The following is a 17,268-nucleotide window of genomic DNA, read 5'->3' as shown; positions in this document are numbered from 1 at the left end:
TCGAGCGGACATCCGCTCGCCCCTTCCCTCCCCCTCTCCTTGCCGCTCAACCGCAATCGCGAGAAGGACCGCGATTGTCATAGATGGGCATATCGTTCGGCTCCCATTCGTGGCGGGGCCAAAATCGGCCCTTATAGCTGACGTGCGCGATCGCGATCCCGCCAAGCTTGACCGTGCCTCTGGGAAAGTCTCGCGCGCCGAGACCGCATTCTTCGCGGCGTACGGAGTATGTGGTGGAAGCCGCCTCCCATCCCGTCACGACGAGGTCGGGAAAGCCCTCCTGGACAAGCTCGAAGCGCGCGCGGGGACGGCGACCTCTGCGTTCGCCAAGGCAGCGGGCGAGATGCCCGGAATAGACGGCGACGGCGGACCAGTAGGCGGCAATCATGGTCTTGCGGCTTGCCCAGCTTCGGGCGGCGCGATCGCGCGCGTCGCTCTGAAGGTCGAGCAACAGCGCGGCGAGAAGCACGCGCTGTTCCGGCAGGAGCGACTGCAACGCGCGGAACGCGGGCAAGGCGAGCACCGGATTGCGAACCTCGGCCCGGGCCGAACGGGCGTTCATGGCTGTTCTCCCGTGACGAGAGCGGCGGGTGGCGCATCGATCGCGACGCGGTCGGTCTGGAGAGACTCGTCGGGGTGGAGCTCGAAGTAGATGCGCGCGATGTCCTCGTCATCGAGCGTGTCCGAATCGCGATCATTGGCGATCTCGCTCCAATATTCGCGGCAGAATTCGGCAATCTCGCGCATCAGGGTCTCGCGGCTGACGGCGGCATAGAGGTTAGGCCTTGGCGATATCGAGCGTGATCCCGCCCTCGCTCAGAGCATCAAAGATCGGTTCGGCCAGGGTAGCGAGGCGTAGGCGCCCTTCCACGAAACGGCGGGTCACGCCGAGACGCTTGGCGACGCCGTCGATATCGCCCTTGAGACCGATGAAATATTGGAACGCCCGGCATTCCTCCGCAGGCGTCATCTTCAATTGATGGAAGTTCGCCGCGGTCGACGTCTCCGATAGGGTCGCTTCGTCGCCGGTCAGAACCTTGACGGGGACGTCATAGCTCTCGGCAACGATGACACCGTCCTGGACGAGCTTCATCAGAGCGCGAAGGCGGCGACCGCCGTCGAACACCTCGAACGAGCCGCGCGGCTTCTTGACCGGATTGACCAGCAGGTTCTGGAGGATGCCGCGCGCCTCGATATCGGCGGCCAGCTGCGGAATCTCGAGGAGCTCTTCGGGGCGGGATCGTACGTTGATCGGAGAAAGCGAAAGCTTCGAAAGCTTTACCGTAATGGTCATCGGATGAAGTCCTTCTGGCGTCCGGAACAGCCCGGACACCGGCTCCCCTCCCCCTCCCCTTTTCGTGGCGCCCGGGACGCCTCGAGCCGCCGACCGGACCGTCTGCGGCAGCACCATCTCGGCGCGGGCCGGCTATCTCGATTGCCATTCTGGACCGGATATGGGCTCGATCATGCCGCGCCCGGCGATTAGGCTGACGGTGTTTTGTCCCGGCCGCGAGGCCGCCGGGCCATGAGAGATTATCTGGTCGGGGTCGGGGAGGATGTCGGTATCATGCAGGATGTGTTGAAGATCGCGAGCGGCGTGTTTCTCGGAATGATGGCCTTCTGGATCGTCACCGTCGCCCTTCCGGCCGTGATGCCGCCCAGTGCCGGAGAGCGGGCGGCTCAGGGTCTCCTCGACCGGCAATTTGCGCCTGCGAACTGAGCCGGCCCCTGCGGACCACGAATTCAGTCAGCCGTTTGAGGCCTCAGAGTGATGAGTCCTCGCTAGCCCAATCAGAACTGATCCGGTAATTCCGGGCGGTGCGCAACTTGACAATCTTTGCCAATTTTCTTATAAAGATTGCCAAAAGGAGCGAAGCGCCCATGGCGACAATGAACATCTCTTTGCCGGATCCGATGAAGCTTTGGGTCGAAGGCCAAGCCGACACGGGGCGCTACAGCAATGCTAGCGATTATGTGCGAGATCTTATCCGTCGCGATCAGGAACGGGCGGGAAAGATTGCCAATATGCAGCGGTTGGTTGACGAGGCGCGGAGCAGCGGAGTCAGCACTGAATCCATGGCGGACATCCGCACTCGAGCGCTCGAACAAGCACGCGCGCAGTCATAGGCGTGCCATCGTATCAGCTGACGCGTGCTGCCAGCGATGATCTGGTCGCGGTTTACCTATACGGGCTCGAAAGGTTCGGGCCGGCACAGGCCGACGGATATCACGATGGGCTAGAGGCGACCTTCAATTTTCTTGTAGAATATCCCCGCGCGGCGCGCGAGCGTGAGGAAATCCGGTCGCCCGTCCGCATCTATCCCTACAAAGCTCATCTCATCGTCTACGAACTCGGGCCGAATGACAACGTGCTGATATTGCGCGTCCGTCATGCACGCGAGGATTGGCTCTCCGAGATGGACGAAGCCTAGCGAACCTCCGCGGCGGTCATGTAGTCGCCTCCAGGACAGTCTCCAGAATAGCCTCGGCCAGCGCTACGGGGACGAAGACCCGCGTGCGATACTGGATCACTTCGGTGAAACACCCCGCCGCCTTCAGCCATGCAAGCCGGTCGGCTGGAAAGCCGACGAGCTCGATACGCTGGGAGCCGTTGACGATGCTCCTGTTGATCGTGAGCGGAAACGGATGGGTGACGTCGATACTGCGCCCGGCAGCAACCGCCTTGGCGATCGCGGAAGCAGGCAGGGTCTCCTTGCGATCGATTCCGAGCGCCGAGAAAAGCCTAAGCACATGATCGTCGAAGACGAGGCGCCCGAGCCAGGACCGCCCTTCCCCATCGACGATCCGGTTGACCGCGAGATGGTCGCTCGGCAGCGCAGACCATATCGGCAGGAGCAGCCCGGTCGCGAGGCGAAGCGTCTCGGTGTCGACCTTTTGCCGCAAGGTTTCGGCTTCCTGCGTCCAGAGGGCGATAAAGCTTGCCCGGTCGATCTCCTCCCATGAGGATTCGAACAGGTCGGCCGAACGCATATAGTCGTTGCGCGACGGACGCATGAGTTCGACCCGCGGGATCGGCGTGCCTTCCTTCTCCTCCATGAGCGAGCGGGCCTGCGTCCGGAGCGCCGCCTTGCCCGACTTCCGGTTGATCATGAACGCCGCGCTCTGGTCGCCCTCGGCAATCCGCATGATCCGCTCAAGCGAGACGGGATTGCGGCGGCGCTCGATCTCGATCGTCAGGAGGTGCGAGGTTGCCCCCGTCCCGGGATCGGTGCGCAGAACGACATCGTCGACCAGCCGCGCCGTATCGACAAGGATGGTTTCCACGCCGACATCGAGGCGACCCGCGTCCCGCGCCGCCGCCACACGGGTCTCGGTGAGCGAGAGGAATTCCTCGAAGATGTTATTCTGCAACGCGATCGGTAGAGCCAGGATCCGGTTCAGCCAGCGCTGGATCGGCGGCATCTCGTCCTTCATGACGCCGTCCTTGTCGACGAGTTCGAGGCCGGTCCGATTCTGGAAGTCGTCCAAATTGGTACTCGCGAGCTTTCCGGCGGCGAGGAGGTGGAACCAGCTCAGAAGAGCGCTGCACGCATATTCGCTCTGGAGATTATCGGCGGGATCGAAAAGCCCCTGCCCTCCGGTCTGGCGCTGACCGCGCGTCAGCGCCCCAAGGGTGTCGAGGCGCCGCGCGATCGTGCTGGTGAAGCGGAGCTCGCCCTTGCAATCGGTCGTGACGGGCCGGAACAGCGGGGTCGACGCCTGGTGCGTCCGGTGCGTCCGACCCAGTCCCTGGATCGCGCGATCGGCACGCCAGCCCGGCTCGAGCAGCAGATGGACACGTTGCTCCTGGTTCACCGCGTCGAGCGAAGCGTGGTAGCTCCGTCCCGTGCCGCCCGCGTCCGAGAAGATCAGGACGCGCTTGCGCCCGGCCATAAAGGCGGCGGCCTCGGCCTGGCTGGTGCGCGCCGAGCGGGATTCGAGCTTCTGGCGGCCATCGCCCGCGGTGACGAGCCGCTTGGTGCGCCCCGTCACCTCGGCGACATTGTCGTGCCCGAAATGTCCGAGGAGTGCGTCGAGCGCCGACATGATCGGCGGCAGCGCGCAAAGCCGCTCGATGAGTTCGGCGCGGGCGGTTTCCGCTTCGGGATTGTAGACGGGCTGTCCTTCATCGTCGAGCATGGGGACCGAGCGCGGCGTACCCGTGTCGTCGGTAAAGATCCGCATCTGGCGCGTGGGAAAGGCGCGCTCCAGATAGTCGATCACATATTCGCGCGGCGAGAGATCGATTTCGAGGTCGGCCCGTTCCTCGGGGCTCAGTTCGGCGAGCCGGCGATTGAGGATCGATTCCGCGGTCGTGACGAGCTGGAGAACGACCGATTTGCCCTCGCCGAGGTGGTGACGGACCGCCGCGATCACTGTCGGCAGCTTCATGCTGAGAAGAAGCTGGCCGAAGAAGCGCTGCTTTGCGGATTCGAAGCGGGAGCGCGCCGCGGCCTTGGCGCCGCTGTTGAGCGTGGCGTTCTCGAGGCCATCGACAATGGCGGTCAGTTCGAGCGCCCGTTCCATGTTGCGGTGGATGATCGACCAGGCGTCAGCATAGCTATCGTAGATCGCAATCTGCTCGGTGGTCAGCGCGTGGCGCAGGATCTCATATTCGACGCCGGCGAAGCTGAGCGCCCGAGAGGTGTAGAGGCCGAGCGCCTTCAGGTCGCGGGCGACGAGTTCCATGGCCGCGATGCCGCCCTTGCGAATGCCCGCGATGAACTGTTCGCGATCGTCAAAGGCCGTTCCCGGCCCCCAGAGGCCAAGCCGGACCGCGTAAGCGAGATTGTTGACGTCCGATGCGCCAGTGGCCGAGGCATAGAGGACGCGCGCGCCCGGCAGATGGTTCTGGAGGAGGACACCGCAAACGCCTTGTTGCGATCCCTCCTTCCGGCCGAGCGCCCCTTCGCCGCCGGCGACCCCGCCCATCTCATGGGCTTCGTCGAAGGCGATGATCCCTTCGAAGTCCGGGCCGGCCCAGTCGAGGATTTGTTGGAGCCGGCTATGGTCGCCGCGGACGGATCGGAGCGTTGGATAGGTGACGAACAGGACGCCCTGTTCGAGGGGGATGGGTTTGTCGATCGTCCAGTTCGCCAGGGGCTGGATGTCGGCCGCAAGGCCCCCGAGCGCGGTCCAGTCGCGCCGCGCGTCTTCGAGTAGCGCCTCGTTCTTCGAGATCCAGATGTTGCGGCGGCGTCCCTGGAGCCAGCTGTCGAGGATGCAGGCGGCGATCTGGCGGCCCTTGCCCGCACCGGTACCGTCGCCGAGGAAATAGCCCTTTCGATAAGCGCGCCCGTCTTCAGCCGCCTCGAGGCCGACGCCTTCCTTGCTGGGACTGAATGTGCCCGGAAGGTATAGCGACCAGGCGTGGCCCGCATAGACGACCGTTTCGAGCTGTGACGCGGAGAGCAAGCGCTCGCTGACCGACCGCTCGGGCAGGTGCGGCACATAGTCGGGGACCGGCGCGGCGATCGAGCCCATCGCGACGGATTCGACGAGCGCGGTCGGATGCTCGCCAGCGGCGTCGAATACGATGCGGCTCGGTCGATACGGGAGATAGACACCCACCTGTTCGAGCAACGGGGCAGGCGTTGCGAGCGACGAATAGGCGACCGGCAGGACATTGTTGCGTATGGGCGCATGAAAGGGCCGTGGCCTTGGCGGGCGGCTCTTCATGGCACGGAACAGCGAAGGGTTTGCCGACCGGCGCGGGGGTGCCGCCGGCGCCATCACCAGCGTGGCGCGCGCGGGTATCGCCAGGGCACCGATCAGCTCCCGGATGGAAGACCGCTGGATTGTGGCCGGGATCGCACCGCCGGGCACCTTGTCGATGACGTAGAGGCGGACGGCGATCGAGGTGCCATGTTTCAGATAGCATTTTTCTAGACGGACGGAGGTACGGAGCTGGACGTCGCGCAAGCTGGTCTCGAAGAGGTCGCGCATGCGTGCGTTGGGGCCGAACCAGTCGGGCATAATCGCGACGAGGCGACCGCCCGGGCTGAGGCGCCGAAGAGCTGCCTGGAGGTGGCGGACGGCTGCATGGGCGTCCGCGCCCAGGCCCACGGACCGCGAAAATGGCGGGTTCATCAGGATCAATGTCGGTCTTGCCGCATTGGCCAGCGTGGAATTGATCGCGGCACCGTCATGCCCGGTTACCTTGGCGCCGGGAAACGCGTGGACCAGCCGGGCGCGGCGTTCGGGGGCATATTCGTTGAGCTGGAGTTCTGCGTGGGCGCCGCACTGGGCGACCAGAAGGCCGTTGCCGGCGCTCGGCTCGAGGATGACGTCGTCACCCTGGATGTTCGCGAGGAGGACCGCGATGGCCGCAAGATCGACCGGCGTCGAGAATTGCTGCCATTCGATCTGGCTCTCGCTGCGGACGGTCTGCGTCGGCAAGCGGTCGAGAAGATCGCAAGCGGCATGCGCATCGTCGAGAACGCGCAGCGGATAGGGTGCGGACTGGAGGTGGTGAACGAGCGCGAGTTCGAGGAGCTCGAAACTCTGGCGCTGGGTCCAGAGGCCATCGGCGTCGGTGCCATGGAAGGCTTCGGTCATCGCCGTATTGAGGTCGGCCCGGGAGAGCGGGCCACCGGATTTCAGGTGGGTGGCGATGAGGACGGCCGCACGGATTTCGGCATTGATCGGCGCGTCGAATAGATCGGACATGATGGGGTCTCCGGACTGACTGCCCCGTCGGCAGCCTCAGCCCAGATCCCCCTTCCCTCTCCGGCTTCAGGCTCGTTTGTCCGTCGGGCGGGTTCGCGTGCGTTGAAGCGAGGACCTGGTCAGCATATAGCGGTCCGCACATTCCGGATATATCGGACAATCTGGACAATGTAGGCACAGCGGCCTATATGGACCGGGAAGGAGTGATCGCGATGGTAGCGCAGGTCCGAAATGCAGATGCGGGTGTTCGTCGATTGGTGGCGAGCGAAGTGACCGAGGTGCTTGGTCGCCAGTCCGGGCTCGCCAAGGAAGCCGTCGCGAACACCGCGCAGATCGTCGCCGCCGTTGCCGCTGCGGTCATCGGACTGCCCGCGGCCCAGCAAAAGCGCCTCAAGGGCAAGAGTGCAGATGTTGCGACCATGATCGCCGCGTTCGCGCGCGAAGAGAGACCGGCGACAGCAATCCGGATACCGGCGCCTGCTCAGACGGAAGCTCGAAAGGGTTCGGGCTTTGGTGAGCTTGTCGACGTTGATGAAGGACGCCGCCGGCTCGCGGGCTACGTGACCGAGGGATCGCTCGAGGATTGGGCTGGTCCGGTGGCCGGATCAACCATGCTGCATGAACGGGGTATCGCCCGATCGACCTTGCACGACTGGCAGAAGCGGGGCGAGGTCATCGCGCTTCTGTCGGGCGCACGCAAACATGCGTTCCCGCTCGAGCAGTTCGTTGACGGACGGCCCGTGCAAGGGATCAGCGATGTGCTGGAGATCGCGGGCAATCCGAGGCGCGCGTGGCTTTGGCTCGTTCAACAGAGCCCTTTGCTCGGCGAGAAGCGGCCGATCGATCTGTTGAAGCAGGATCGTCGCCAGGATGTGGCGGACGCGGCGCGGACGGTTTTCGCTTACCCGTGACGCTGGACAGCTCAATACTGCGGGAGCTTGCGGTCGGAATCGACCCGAGCGGATACCTCCGTATTCTCGACGCGCGCTATCGGGCGGCGCCGATGGGCATGGGCTTTGGCCGAACGCGATTCTCCAGCCAGTCCGACAGCTTCGCATTGCTCTATGCGGCGCAGGACCTGGCGACCGCCCTCGCTGAGCGGATCGTGCGGGACCGTTTTCAGGGCAAAACGAAACGCGTGCTTCTCGAATCGGATGTCGACGATCTCGTGGTTGCGAGTCTTTCTGCACGATCGCCTCTCAAGCTGCTCGATCTTCGGACAAGCGGCGCGACTCGCCTCGGCATTCCGACCGACGCGGCGCGCGGGCGATCGCAGCTCGCTGGACGCAGGTTCAGTCAGGAACTTTATGACGACACGGATTTCGACGGGATCATCTACATGTCGCGCATCACCAACGCGGCGTGTGTGGCGGTCTACGACAGGGCTGTGACCACGACCCTCGACCCGGCCTGCCCCGTGGTCGAACTCCTCCGTCTGGCCGATCTCGTTCCAGCCCTGAAGTCGTTGAGCATTGAACTGCGCAGATAGCGGCGCGGCCATATGAGTCGACGGGTCCGAAATGTACCGGCAAACGGTGGGACCTCTCCCCTTTCCTCCGGTTACGGGATGGAATTATGGGGCTCGGAAGCAAGGCGCTGCTATGGTTGGCGCGCTGGTCGGTTTCGGCGAATGAGACGCTGGAGCTTCAGAGCGGTGGCTTGAGACAACGCCGCTCACCAGTCTCCAGAATCTTGGCCCAATCCTTGAAGCCGGCCTTAGGGGGCATGCGCTCGATCGAAAGCCCCGGACGCGCATAGCACTCTTCCGCTTTGATAGCCCCGCGCCGCCCTTCCGCATCATTGTCGATCGCGAGGATCAGGCGCTCGATCGATGATGGCAACTGGATTTGATCGAAGCGGCGCGCGCCCATCGTGGCCCAGCAGGGTATCTCGTTGAGGATCGTGAAGGCCCGCGCCGTTTCGAAGCCCTCGGCAAGTGCGAGCGTCCCCTGCCCCGCCCCTCCCCCCTGCCAGGCGCCGCGCGCGGGCCTGCCGAGCATCAGCTTCATGCGGTAAGACGCGGTTTGCGCGTCGAGGAAGATGCGCTGAATGGCAGTCAGCCGCGGACCTTCCCGGACCGCTACGGCCTCAGTGCATTATTGGGACACGGATATACGGTAGACAATCGTGCGCAGCCAGAAATGGCTACTTTCGGAGTCTTTCGACGCCGAGTTCCGCCCATAGCCATGCAAAATCGTAGGTTGCCATTGGATCATTGGGGTCAGGTTGTTGTCCGGAGTGATTTTCGATGAACTTGAGCCATTCGACGAGCATTTTACGGCCCTTTGCAGTTTTGGTCGCTTGACGTGGCGTTTGATCATTGAGCATGCCCACTGGTTGATCGAGCGTTTCGCGGTAGTGCCGGTCCATGGTCTGGTGAATGATCTCGGTTGCAATTTCGGGCGGAAAAGCCGCTTCTTCGGGTGCGCGTTGCCTTTGATCGTGCATGGCCTGTTCGACGGTTTCGATTTCGGTCAGCGGTTTGCCCACCATGTTGCCGACCAAAGACATGATCACCGTTATGCCTTCTTGCGCGCGCTGTGCCGAATTGACGGCGAGCAAGAGGGTGCGGCCTTTGATTTCCACCGTCCCATAAACGGTCTGGCCATTGTCCATCGTCGTGCTCATCGCTAAAGTGCCGGAGCCTTTGGCGCGAGGCAACGAACCATTTGACGGTTTCAGCCAGTTCCAGAAGTGGTCGGATTCGGGCGAAAATTCCGGATGCCCATTGATCTGGGTTGCAACGTCGGCGGGTGACGCGCTTTTCACAAGCCGGAAGCGGACCTTGTGGAACATCAGTTCGTCACCATCGCTGTTCTGGATGGCGGGCCGCCGGAGGCCGAGCGCCTTGGGCAGGACATCATAGAGCCAGCCAATGGTGAAGAGGTGGGCGATGGTCGCCAGTGTGTCTTCATCGATATCAAGGGGACCGGATTTTCGTCGTTTGCCTTCGGCTTTGCGCAATCCCGTCAAAAGTGTGTCAGCGCCTTCGGCTGAGAAAGGCAGCAGTGCGCCCGATAAGACATGTCCTTTGCGTTCCGGGACGATCCTTGCCGATATCTTGTCCCATTGCTTGAGCGTTTGCGTGGCGGTCCGTTCGCTTACCCGGATTGGTTCACCGCCCCGCACCAGATCGCGGGCAAGGAAGGATACCCCCGGGATGACATCGCTGACCTCGTAAAGGCTGCACACGGAATCACGCAGCGCGCGCATATAGGCTTTGGCGGGTGCGGACTCGTTCCAGCCCCGACGCTTGAGATAATCGTCAACCAGATTGATACCATCGGGCTCAAAGCGGCGGGTCATCAGGTCTTCGAGGGCACAGCCAAACAGAAGTCCTTCATAGTGATCGCCAAGAATGTCGCCGATTTCCTCGAACTCGACGCCAAACTCTTCCTGAGCAAGGCCAACATGCTCGGCCATCGCGTCTTCCAGCGCATCGCGCCAATCCTCGCGCAAAGTGAACTTGATCAGGCGGGAGAGATCATAGCCGGACTTCATGTTCCCTCGTCTCCCCGCGTGCACCACTTCACCCTTCGCTCGCCAAAAACTTCAACGGTCGGTGATGGGAATGTCTCATCTGCAAATAATCCGGCAGGGATCGATATAGTGCCGGGCCTCATTTCGACAAAATAATACGCCACCGACCCGCACTCTGGGCAGAAGTGATACCGATTGGTCCTGTTGGTATCGGTCGTCCGTTCGAAGCTACTGGAATTACCGGATATAGTCACCTTTGCTTCATCCCAAGTCGCATTCCATGCGAATGCGCTGCCGGTGCGGCGCTTGCACGCATTACAGTGGCAAACAGACACACGCTGGGGTGGACCAGCGCAAATCGCCGAGAGCTGTCCACAATTACACCGGGCTTCGCGCGATTTCTCGGTCATTTGTCACGTCTTGGGCTGAATGAATATTTCATATGCACGGCGACGGTCCCGAGATCGTGGTGGGTTTCTTTCTCAAATTCATACCCCAATCGCTCATACAGTGCGATGTTCGATGTCATGAGTTTGTTGGTATAAAGACGCGTTCCAGCCAAACCGGACAAGCGCGCGATCTCCTCGGCGTGGCGCATCAGCGTGAACCCATGGCCTTGGCCTTGCCGTTCAGGCTCGACCGCAACATTGACGATCATCAGTTCGTCGCCCTCCGCAACAGTTTCGACAAGACCGATCAACCGCCCCTGGTCGACCAGCAAGTCGAAGCGGTGATCGGCAAAAGCTTGGTTATAATCTGCTGTCATCGGCCGAGGCGGTCTGGGTGTAATCTCGACCCATTTGGTGTAGGCGCGGATCGTCAATGTCCGGATGTCGGCGATATCCTCCTCTACCGCGCGCCGGATGATTGGGTCAGCCATGGCGCACCAGTGCGACAATCCGTGATACGGTGGGCTGGCTCACGCCGAAAATACGTGCCATTTCAGCGGCAGATTTGCGGCCCGAGATCACGCTTTCGGCAATCTCCGCACGCTGTTTGGCGTTGAGCTTGGGGCGGCGACCGCCAATTCGGCCTTCCGAACGGGCTTGGTCGAGACCTGCCTTGGTCCGCTCACGTATCATCGCACGCTCGAATTCTGCGAAACTGCCAACCATCTGCATCATCATCCGGCCTGCCGGAGTGGTCGTGTCGATGCTTTCGGTGAGCGAACGAAACCCGGCATTGGCACCTTCGATCCGGTCGAGCAGATGCAGCAGATCTTTGAGCGATCGGGATAGCCGGTCCAGTTTCCAGACAACAATGACATCGCCTTTGCGGAGCTGGTCGAGCATCCGGTGCAATTCAGGCCTATCCCAGCGCCCACCGCTGGCCGCCTCTTCAAAGACCCGCGTGCACCCAGCCTCCTTGAGAGCACGTAGCTGCATGGCCGTGCTTTGGTTATCACCTTTGGAGATGCGGGCGTAGCCGATCAAAAATGGTGGGGAGTTCATGTTGAAGAAAAGCCTTCAGCTAACTTCGGCAAGTCCACCTCCTCTAACCAGGGCACATCATGCGAGGTCCAGATATGGACGACCGGTCGCATTCCAGGATCCGAGTCGAGTGTCGCAACGCGCAAAATAAATTCATCTAGTCCACTTTTCTCAGAGACAATGTGCGACCCACAACGCTTGCAGAAATGACGAATTTTGCCCGGTGAGGACTCGTAGCCCGCAACGGACTCACGCCCTAACAGCCAACGGAAATGTTCGCGCCTAACTCTCGCGGTCGGCGCCGATGCGGCAGCATGTGCCTTCTGACAGGTAAGACAGTGACAAAATCCAATCGGGCTGGCCAGCCTATCGATTTCATATCGCACTGCGCCGCACAGACAGCTGCCTTCAGTCGCCACAACCAGCTCCGCATTCACAAACGGTCGTTTTTGAAAGACTGATCAATGCTGCCTGTCGCAGCATGATTGCGTCTTTCAAAATCCTCTTTCAAAACTGTAGCGAATGGAAAGACGTTTGTGAAGGGATTCGGACATGCCAGCGCGCATTCCCATGACGGCCAAACAGCGGGAGGCTTTGCTCGCGCTGCCAATGACCGAGGAGGAGGTCATTGCACACCACAGCCTCGACGAAAATGAGCGTGCGGCAATCGCCCGATTGCGTTCGCCGGCCAACCAACTGGGCTATGCCTTGCAGCTATGCTGTCTTCGCTTTCCGGGGCGATACCTTCGCCGAGGCGAATTGCTCCCTGCGATCATGCTCGATCATGTTGCCGAGCAGATTGACGTCGATGCCGACGTCATTGCTGACTTCGCCAAACGCGGACCCACCCGATATGAACAATTGGCCTCGATCAAGCGGAACCATGGATTTGTTGATCTGACGCATCCCGTTCGCGCTGAACTCAAGCAGTGGCTCGAAGCCGAGGCATTGTCCTGCACCGATGGCCGTCTTCTGCTCGAACGCCTGATCGCGAGAATGCGTGAACGAAAAATCATCATTCCCGGCGTCAGCGTCATCGAGCGATTGACAGCGTCGGCGATGCACGCTGCCGATGCCAAAGTTGCTTCTGAGATTCTGGCCCAGCTCAATACGGAGCAAAAGGCGAAGTTGAATGCGGTGCTGGACGACAAGACCCATGCCCAGCAGAGCCGATTGAGCTGGCTGCGCGAGCCGCCGATCCGCGTCGGTGCGCGGGGACTGTTCGAACTTCTCGACAAAATCGACTATATCCGCAGGTTAGGGATCGGCGAGCTGGCGCTTCCCGATTATCTCAAGCTGCGGCTTTCCCAGTTGGCGCGTGAGGGCGTGCGGTATACCGCGCAAGCGTTGCAGCAAATGACGCTTCCGCGCCGGATGGCTACATTGGTGGCCACCATCGGTGAGCTGGAAGCAACCCTTACCGATGCAGCTCTGGCGATGTTCGGCTCACTCGTCGGTCGAGCCCATCTTCGGGCGCGCAAGCGGCTTGAAGAAACCCTCCTGGCATCCGCTGATCAGGGCCGAGAACGCCTGGTCCGCATTGCGGATGTTTTGGGTGCGATGGCAAAGGCTATTCGCAAGGGTGACGATGTTGAAGCAGCGGTTACCGCTGTCGCCAGCCTCGATCTGATCGAAGCCGATGCACTTCTGATCAAGCGCACAACAAAGCCTGGTCGGCCTGACGCCACTGGAGAACTTGCACCTGAATACAAGATATTCAAACAGGTTGGCAGCCGTTTCCTGCGCAGTTTTACGTTCGAAGGTCGGCGCGCGACAGCACCGTTGCGCACCGCGATCGGCCTTTTGATCGAACTCGATGGCAATTGGCGCAAAGCCTTGCCGGCGGACATTCCGCTTGGGCATATTGAACGCCGCTGGCAGCGCCATCTGTTCGCCGACGGCAAGATTGAACGCACCTACTGGGAGCTTGCGACCTATTTTGCAGTATCGAGCGCGTTGGCGTCCGGCGATCTGTGGGTGCCATCATCGAGGATGCACCGCGCATTGGAAGAATTGTTGCAGCCCGCCACGGTAACAGGCGTCACCGCTTTGCCCGTTATTTCCAAGCCATCTTTTGACCAGTGGTTCGAAGAACGGTCGGCGCAGCTGGATCGGGCACTATTGTCCACCATGAACGGGCTGTCCGGGAAGGATGCGTCGCTATTCTCTGGTGACCGCCTCCGGTTTCCGAAAATGCCGAAGGAAGACGCGGATGATAGTGAGGAAACCCGTGATCTCGCGGTTCGGACTTACCGCATCCTGCCCACAGTACGGATTACAGATGTTCTGTCACAGGTCGCGAAGTGGACGGGCTTTACTGATCATTTCAGTCATGTCTCAACCGGCGTCCCGCCCAGTGACCAGAACGGCTTTCTGGCAGCCTTGATTGCCGAAGCCACCAACCTTGGCCTGTCCCGCATGGCTGACATTTGCGGGGTCGCATCGCGCAGGGCGCTGCTTAGGATGCAGACCTGGCACATGCGCGAAGACACATTCCGCGCCGCCTTGGGTGCACTCACCGACGCGATTCATGCCGAGCCAATGGCGGCATGGTTTGGGGAAGGTTGGCGCGCTTCTGCCGATGGCCAGCATTTCTACCTCGGCGGGCCAGGGGAAAGCGGAGGCACCGTCAATGCCCATTATGGCCGCGATCCGATCATCAAGATCTACACCACCATAACGGATCGTTACGCGCCGCTCCATCAGACCGTGATTGCGGGCACCGCTGGCGAGGCCATTCACGCGCTTGACGGAATTCTCGGCCATGAAAGTTCAGCCGAAATCTCTGCCCTTCATGTCGATGGCGGCGGGGTGTCTGACATCGTGTTTTCTGTGATGCATCTGCTCGGCCTGAACTTTGAGCCGCGCATTCCACGGCTATCCGACAGAAAGCTCTACGCCTTCGAGCCACGCGCCCGATATGGGAAGCTCGCCCCGCTCTTCGGGCAACGGCTTGATGAAAATCTCATCCGGAGCCACTGGGATGACATCCATCAGGTCGTGACCGCCATGCGGAACAAGGTGGTCACCCCGTCGCTGATCCTGAAAAAGCTCTCTGCCTATAAACAGCAGAACAGTCTGGCCGCCGCGATGCGCGAGGTTGGCCGGATCGAGCGCACCTTGTTTACCTTGCGGTGGTTTGAAGACCCAGAGCTGCGGAAACTGGTCACAGCGGAACTCAACAAGGGCGAATCCCGCAATACGCTTGCACGGGCGGTTGCCTTTCACAGGCTTGGCCGTTTTCGTGATCGTGGCACCGAGAACCAGCAGATCAGGGCTGCTGCCGTGAACCTCGTCACCGCTGCGATCATCCTGTTCAATTGCCGCTATCTGGGCCGCGCTGTCGAGAAGCTTGGCAATTCTGCTGGGGCAGATACTGGCGCAAGCTACAGCCAGATCTCGCCACTCGGTTGGGATCATATCAACCTGACTGGCGACTACATCTTTAGCGATAATGCCCAGCTCGATGATGACGGATTTTTGCCCCTACGGCTTGGCCGGGAATGATGGACAACGGCCAACATCGACGCATTGCTGCCACAAATAAGACATTCCCCAGAGAGCCGCCACGGCGGCGAAGGGCACAATGGCGAGATTCATCGCTGCGGGTTTTTGGTGTCGGAACCTGTGCGGAAGGAGTAGCTGCATTACCGGTCATGAGACCTGTAATATTCTCGCCTTTCAAGAGAGTTGGAATGCAATCATCTGCTATGCTAGTCGGCGATTTTTTGGGAGCTTCCTTTGCTTACCGATTTTCTCGCGCTCGATGACCACAAAGTCGAGGACCTTGCGTCCGTGCTAGGCCGCGCAACAGAGCTTGCGGAGAGTTGGCGCAATCGTTGCTTGCCCCGTTTACTCCGAGGCATACGCGTTGGGTTGATTGTCGATGATACAGGCTGGCGTAATACTACAGCATTTGACCTTGGAATTACCGCCATGGGCGGCGTCTGTGTTCACGCTCCGATTTCTCTCGGCGGGGCCGAGGACGTTGTTGACTTGGCTCATTATCTTGACAACTGGTTCGATATCCTTGTTGTCAGGACGCCGGATTTAGGGAAAATCAGGGAGCTTGCCGCAGCCGCAACCGCGCCAGTCATTAACGCGCGAACGCGCAGCAATCATCCTTGCGAAACACTCGGCGATTTGGCCTTCGCCTTGAGCGAAGGTCGCGCATTGGACGGGCTAAGGGTTTGCGTCATAGCCCCGGACGATAACATATTGGGCTCGTGGGCGGAGGCTGCTGCTGTGCTGCCGATTGAGGTGGTTCAGGTGTTTCCAACTTCATTGCATTCCAAGAGGTTTGCCAATGTTAAACGGTTTTCGGCTACGACTGATCTTGCCGCAATGACAGGGTGTGACATAGTGATTACCGATTGCTGGCCCAAAGCTGCGCCTGCTTCGGAGTTGCTGGCTTATCAGGTAACCCGCTCTTTACTCGACAACTATGTCCCCAATGGGCTTTTCATTCCATGCCCACCGGTCACTCGAGGCCAGGAGGTCTCTGTGGAGGCGCTGGAGGCACCGCAATGTCGGGTCATTGAAGCCAAGGCTTTCCTTCTTCACGCCCAGAATGCGCTTTTGGAAGCAATTTCAGCCACCATCTAACAAATTTAAATGTCCGCTATGACCCAATCACTGGTCATTGTTGGAATGTCGGCTTCGCCGCTACCGTATATCTGTGTCCCAATAATGCACTGAAGCCCATAACGATGAACCCGGTGGCCACCAGCGACGCCGCATTCCGGGGTGGGGCATGCCCCACCCCGGAATACACCATCGCCTACACCGGAAATTACACCACGAGCGCGGACGCTAACGAACAAAAGTTGCAATTGTTGATCAAGAGCGGCTTGACCGTATAATTGGAAATGACCGCTTGAATGAAATGCACCTCATCTCGGTTCGATCCGAACCTGAAGAGAGAGCCCAACCGATCGAACCTCTGCTAAGTCGCAAAGTCGATATGCCAGAGGTTGAGCTGGGACCGGACGATGATGCCGTAATTCTGTTTACATCTGGATCAACAGGTCATCCTAAAGGTTCAGTGTCCACCCATCGAAATATCCTCGCCTCATTACTGTCATGGGAACTTGATTTAACTTGCATGGCGGTTTTGAAAGGCAGGACGAAATCTAAAAAAAATGGCAGCAAAGCGTATACCGATTCGACGCTATTAGGGATGCCGCTATTTCATGTGAATGGTTTATTGGCAGTCTTACTAGCCAGTTACCGTAAACAGCGAAAAGTGGTTGCCATGTACAAATGGGATCCCATGCGCGCGGTTGAGCTGGTTGAACGCGAGAAAATAATCAGCTTTGTCGGCACTCCGGCCATGACGGGAGATATCATGCTGGCTGCCCAAGACACTGGTCATGATGTCGGAAGTTTGTTGGCCGTTGGCGGGGGCGGTGCTGCGCGCGCTGAATCGCAGGTCAAGGGCCTTGATGACACATTCAAAAATGCTAAGCCTGGTACCGCCTGGGGTATGACCGAGACCAATTCCATCGGCACATCTATCGTAGGCGATGATTATCTGAGCAGGCCATCGAGTTCCGGTCGCGTCAGCGCGGTTCTTGAATTGGGGGTGGTTGATGATGGCGGAAATTTTCTTCCATCAGGAGAGCGCGGAGAATTATTGATCCGAGGCACTTCAGTTATTCACAAATATTGGGAACGCCCAGACTCCATT

Annotated in this window: 17 protein-coding genes and 1 pseudogene; 8 read left to right on the top strand and 10 right to left on the bottom strand. The window is 60.3% G+C overall.

The features are described 5' to 3' along the window. Positions 1 to 46: 46 nt before the first annotated feature. The 3 genes and pseudogenes from Q0239_RS03575 to Q0239_RS03565 all read right to left on the bottom strand — a co-directional run. Positions 47 to 562, bottom strand: coding sequence for a hypothetical protein (locus tag Q0239_RS03575; protein ID WP_298598495.1), 516 nt, complete (start codon positions 560 to 562; stop codon positions 47 to 49). Beyond that, a complete protein-coding gene (locus Q0239_RS03570) occupies positions 559 to 747 on the bottom strand; it encodes a hypothetical protein (RefSeq protein WP_298598492.1) in 189 nt (62 codons plus the stop codon). The genes Q0239_RS03575 and Q0239_RS03570 overlap by 4 nt, the downstream gene beginning before the upstream one ends. 34 nt (positions 748 to 781) lie before the next feature. Further along, positions 782 to 1,294: pseudogene (locus tag Q0239_RS03565) on the bottom strand (ParB/RepB/Spo0J family partition protein); the annotation flags it as partial. Positions 1,295 to 1,525: 231 nt separating this feature from the next. On the opposite strand from Q0239_RS03565, the gene Q0239_RS03560 reads away from it, so the two are divergent. From Q0239_RS03560 to Q0239_RS03550, 3 genes are all read left to right on the top strand, one after another. Next, positions 1,526 to 1,720, top strand: a complete 195-nt coding sequence (locus Q0239_RS03560; protein WP_298598489.1) for a hypothetical protein — start codon at positions 1,526 to 1,528, stop codon at positions 1,718 to 1,720. A gap of 161 nt (positions 1,721 to 1,881) precedes the next feature. Further along, on the top strand, positions 1,882 to 2,127 hold the full coding sequence (locus tag Q0239_RS03555; protein ID WP_298598486.1) for a type II toxin-antitoxin system ParD family antitoxin: 246 nt from the start codon (positions 1,882 to 1,884) through the stop codon (positions 2,125 to 2,127). 2 nt (positions 2,128 to 2,129) lie between these two features. After that, the gene (locus tag Q0239_RS03550) at positions 2,130 to 2,432 is read left to right on the top strand and encodes a type II toxin-antitoxin system RelE/ParE family toxin (RefSeq protein ID WP_298598483.1); all 303 of its coding nucleotides are present in this window, start codon (positions 2,130 to 2,132) and stop codon (positions 2,430 to 2,432) included. A gap of 16 nt (positions 2,433 to 2,448) precedes the next feature. Here the strand turns inward: Q0239_RS03550 and Q0239_RS03545 are convergent, their stop codons facing one another. Further along, the gene (locus Q0239_RS03545; protein WP_298598480.1) at positions 2,449 to 6,669 is read right to left on the bottom strand and encodes a strawberry notch family protein; all 4,221 of its coding nucleotides are present in this window, start codon (positions 6,667 to 6,669) and stop codon (positions 2,449 to 2,451) included. Positions 6,670 to 6,881: 212 nt separating this feature from the next. Here Q0239_RS03545 and Q0239_RS03540 point away from each other — a divergent pair, with 212 nt between their 5' ends. After that, positions 6,882 to 7,580 carry a hypothetical protein gene (locus Q0239_RS03540; protein ID WP_298598477.1) on the top strand — a complete coding sequence of 233 codons (699 nt, stop codon included), beginning with the start codon at positions 6,882 to 6,884 and terminating at the stop codon, positions 7,578 to 7,580. Continuing rightward, positions 7,577 to 8,158 carry an RES family NAD+ phosphorylase gene (locus Q0239_RS03535; protein WP_298598474.1) on the top strand — a complete coding sequence of 194 codons (582 nt, stop codon included), beginning with the start codon at positions 7,577 to 7,579 and terminating at the stop codon, positions 8,156 to 8,158. The genes Q0239_RS03540 and Q0239_RS03535 overlap by 4 nt, the downstream gene beginning before the upstream one ends. A gap of 157 nt (positions 8,159 to 8,315) precedes the next feature. Here Q0239_RS03535 and Q0239_RS03530 read toward each other — a convergent pair whose 3' ends face one another. The 6 genes from Q0239_RS03530 to Q0239_RS18150 all read right to left on the bottom strand — a co-directional run bounded on the left by Q0239_RS03530 (position 8,316) and on the right by Q0239_RS18150 (position 11,965). Further along, positions 8,316 to 8,678 carry a toprim domain-containing protein gene (locus tag Q0239_RS03530; protein WP_298598471.1) on the bottom strand — a complete coding sequence of 121 codons (363 nt, stop codon included), beginning with the start codon at positions 8,676 to 8,678 and terminating at the stop codon, positions 8,316 to 8,318. 136 nt (positions 8,679 to 8,814) lie between these two features. After that, a complete protein-coding gene (locus Q0239_RS03525; RefSeq protein ID WP_298598468.1) occupies positions 8,815 to 10,170 on the bottom strand; it encodes a hypothetical protein in 1,356 nt (451 codons plus the stop codon). Continuing rightward, a complete protein-coding gene (locus Q0239_RS18155) occupies positions 10,167 to 10,559 on the bottom strand; it encodes a GFA family protein (protein WP_367276065.1) in 393 nt (130 codons plus the stop codon). The genes Q0239_RS03525 and Q0239_RS18155 overlap by 4 nt, the downstream gene beginning before the upstream one ends. Beyond that, positions 10,556 to 11,029, bottom strand: coding sequence for a GNAT family N-acetyltransferase (locus Q0239_RS03520; RefSeq protein ID WP_298598466.1), 474 nt, complete (start codon positions 11,027 to 11,029; stop codon positions 10,556 to 10,558). Before Q0239_RS03520 ends, Q0239_RS18155 begins: the two co-directional genes overlap by 4 nt. Next, a complete protein-coding gene (locus Q0239_RS03515) occupies positions 11,022 to 11,600 on the bottom strand; it encodes a recombinase family protein (RefSeq protein ID WP_298598463.1) in 579 nt (192 codons plus the stop codon). Before Q0239_RS03515 ends, Q0239_RS03520 begins: the two co-directional genes overlap by 8 nt. Further along, entirely contained in the window at positions 11,597 to 11,965 is a 369-nt protein-coding gene (locus Q0239_RS18150) for a GFA family protein (RefSeq protein ID WP_367276066.1), read from the bottom strand. The genes Q0239_RS03515 and Q0239_RS18150 overlap by 4 nt, the downstream gene beginning before the upstream one ends. A gap of 184 nt (positions 11,966 to 12,149) precedes the next feature. Between Q0239_RS18150 and Q0239_RS03510 the strand changes: the two genes are divergently transcribed. The 3 genes from Q0239_RS03510 to Q0239_RS03500 form a co-directional block, all read left to right on the top strand. Beyond that, positions 12,150 to 15,086, top strand: a complete 2,937-nt coding sequence (locus Q0239_RS03510; protein WP_298598460.1) for a Tn3 family transposase — start codon at positions 12,150 to 12,152, stop codon at positions 15,084 to 15,086. Between the two features lie 234 nt (positions 15,087 to 15,320). After that, positions 15,321 to 16,184: a hypothetical protein gene (locus Q0239_RS03505; protein WP_298598458.1), complete on the top strand. Its 864-nt coding sequence runs from the start codon at positions 15,321 to 15,323 to the stop codon at positions 16,182 to 16,184. Positions 16,185 to 16,410: 226 nt separating this feature from the next. Continuing rightward, positions 16,411 to 17,268 (top strand): AMP-binding protein (locus Q0239_RS03500; RefSeq protein ID WP_298598559.1); only part of this gene is annotated, 858 nt, incomplete at its 3' end.

Source organism: uncultured Sphingorhabdus sp. (assembly GCF_937872355.1).
Classification (GTDB): domain Bacteria; phylum Pseudomonadota; class Alphaproteobacteria; order Sphingomonadales; family Sphingomonadaceae; genus Sphingorhabdus_B.
The sequence above is the reverse complement of the archived record's forward strand: the minus strand, read 5'-3'. Positions and strand labels throughout refer to the sequence as shown.

What these genes read in the sequence shown, in the direction of transcription:
- Q0239_RS03575 (WP_298598495.1), bottom strand. Translation starts at nt 562, where the DNA reads ATGAACGCCCGTTCGGCCCGGGCCGAGGTTCGCAATCCGGTGCTCGCC.
- Q0239_RS03515 (WP_298598463.1), bottom strand. Translation starts at nt 11,600, where the DNA reads ATGAACTCCCCACCATTTTTGATCGGCTACGCCCGCATCTCCAAAGGT.
- Q0239_RS03555 (WP_298598486.1), top strand. Translation starts at nt 1,882, where the DNA reads ATGGCGACAATGAACATCTCTTTGCCGGATCCGATGAAGCTTTGGGTC.
- Q0239_RS03560 (WP_298598489.1), top strand. Translation starts at nt 1,526, where the DNA reads ATGAGAGATTATCTGGTCGGGGTCGGGGAGGATGTCGGTATCATGCAG.
- Q0239_RS03545 (WP_298598480.1), bottom strand. Translation starts at nt 6,669, where the DNA reads ATGTCCGATCTATTCGACGCGCCGATCAATGCCGAAATCCGTGCGGCC.
- Q0239_RS03540 (WP_298598477.1), top strand. Translation starts at nt 6,882, where the DNA reads ATGGTAGCGCAGGTCCGAAATGCAGATGCGGGTGTTCGTCGATTGGTG.
- Q0239_RS03570 (WP_298598492.1), bottom strand. Translation starts at nt 747, where the DNA reads ATGCGCGAGATTGCCGAATTCTGCCGCGAATATTGGAGCGAGATCGCC.
- Q0239_RS03520 (WP_298598466.1), bottom strand. Translation starts at nt 11,029, where the DNA reads ATGGCTGACCCAATCATCCGGCGCGCGGTAGAGGAGGATATCGCCGAC.
- Q0239_RS03510 (WP_298598460.1), top strand. Translation starts at nt 12,150, where the DNA reads ATGACGGCCAAACAGCGGGAGGCTTTGCTCGCGCTGCCAATGACCGAG.
- Q0239_RS18155 (WP_367276065.1), bottom strand. Translation starts at nt 10,559, where the DNA reads ATGACCGAGAAATCGCGCGAAGCCCGGTGTAATTGTGGACAGCTCTCG.
- Q0239_RS03530 (WP_298598471.1), bottom strand. Translation starts at nt 8,678, where the DNA reads ATGAAGCTGATGCTCGGCAGGCCCGCGCGCGGCGCCTGGCAGGGGGGA.
- Q0239_RS03525 (WP_298598468.1), bottom strand. Translation starts at nt 10,170, where the DNA reads ATGAAGTCCGGCTATGATCTCTCCCGCCTGATCAAGTTCACTTTGCGC.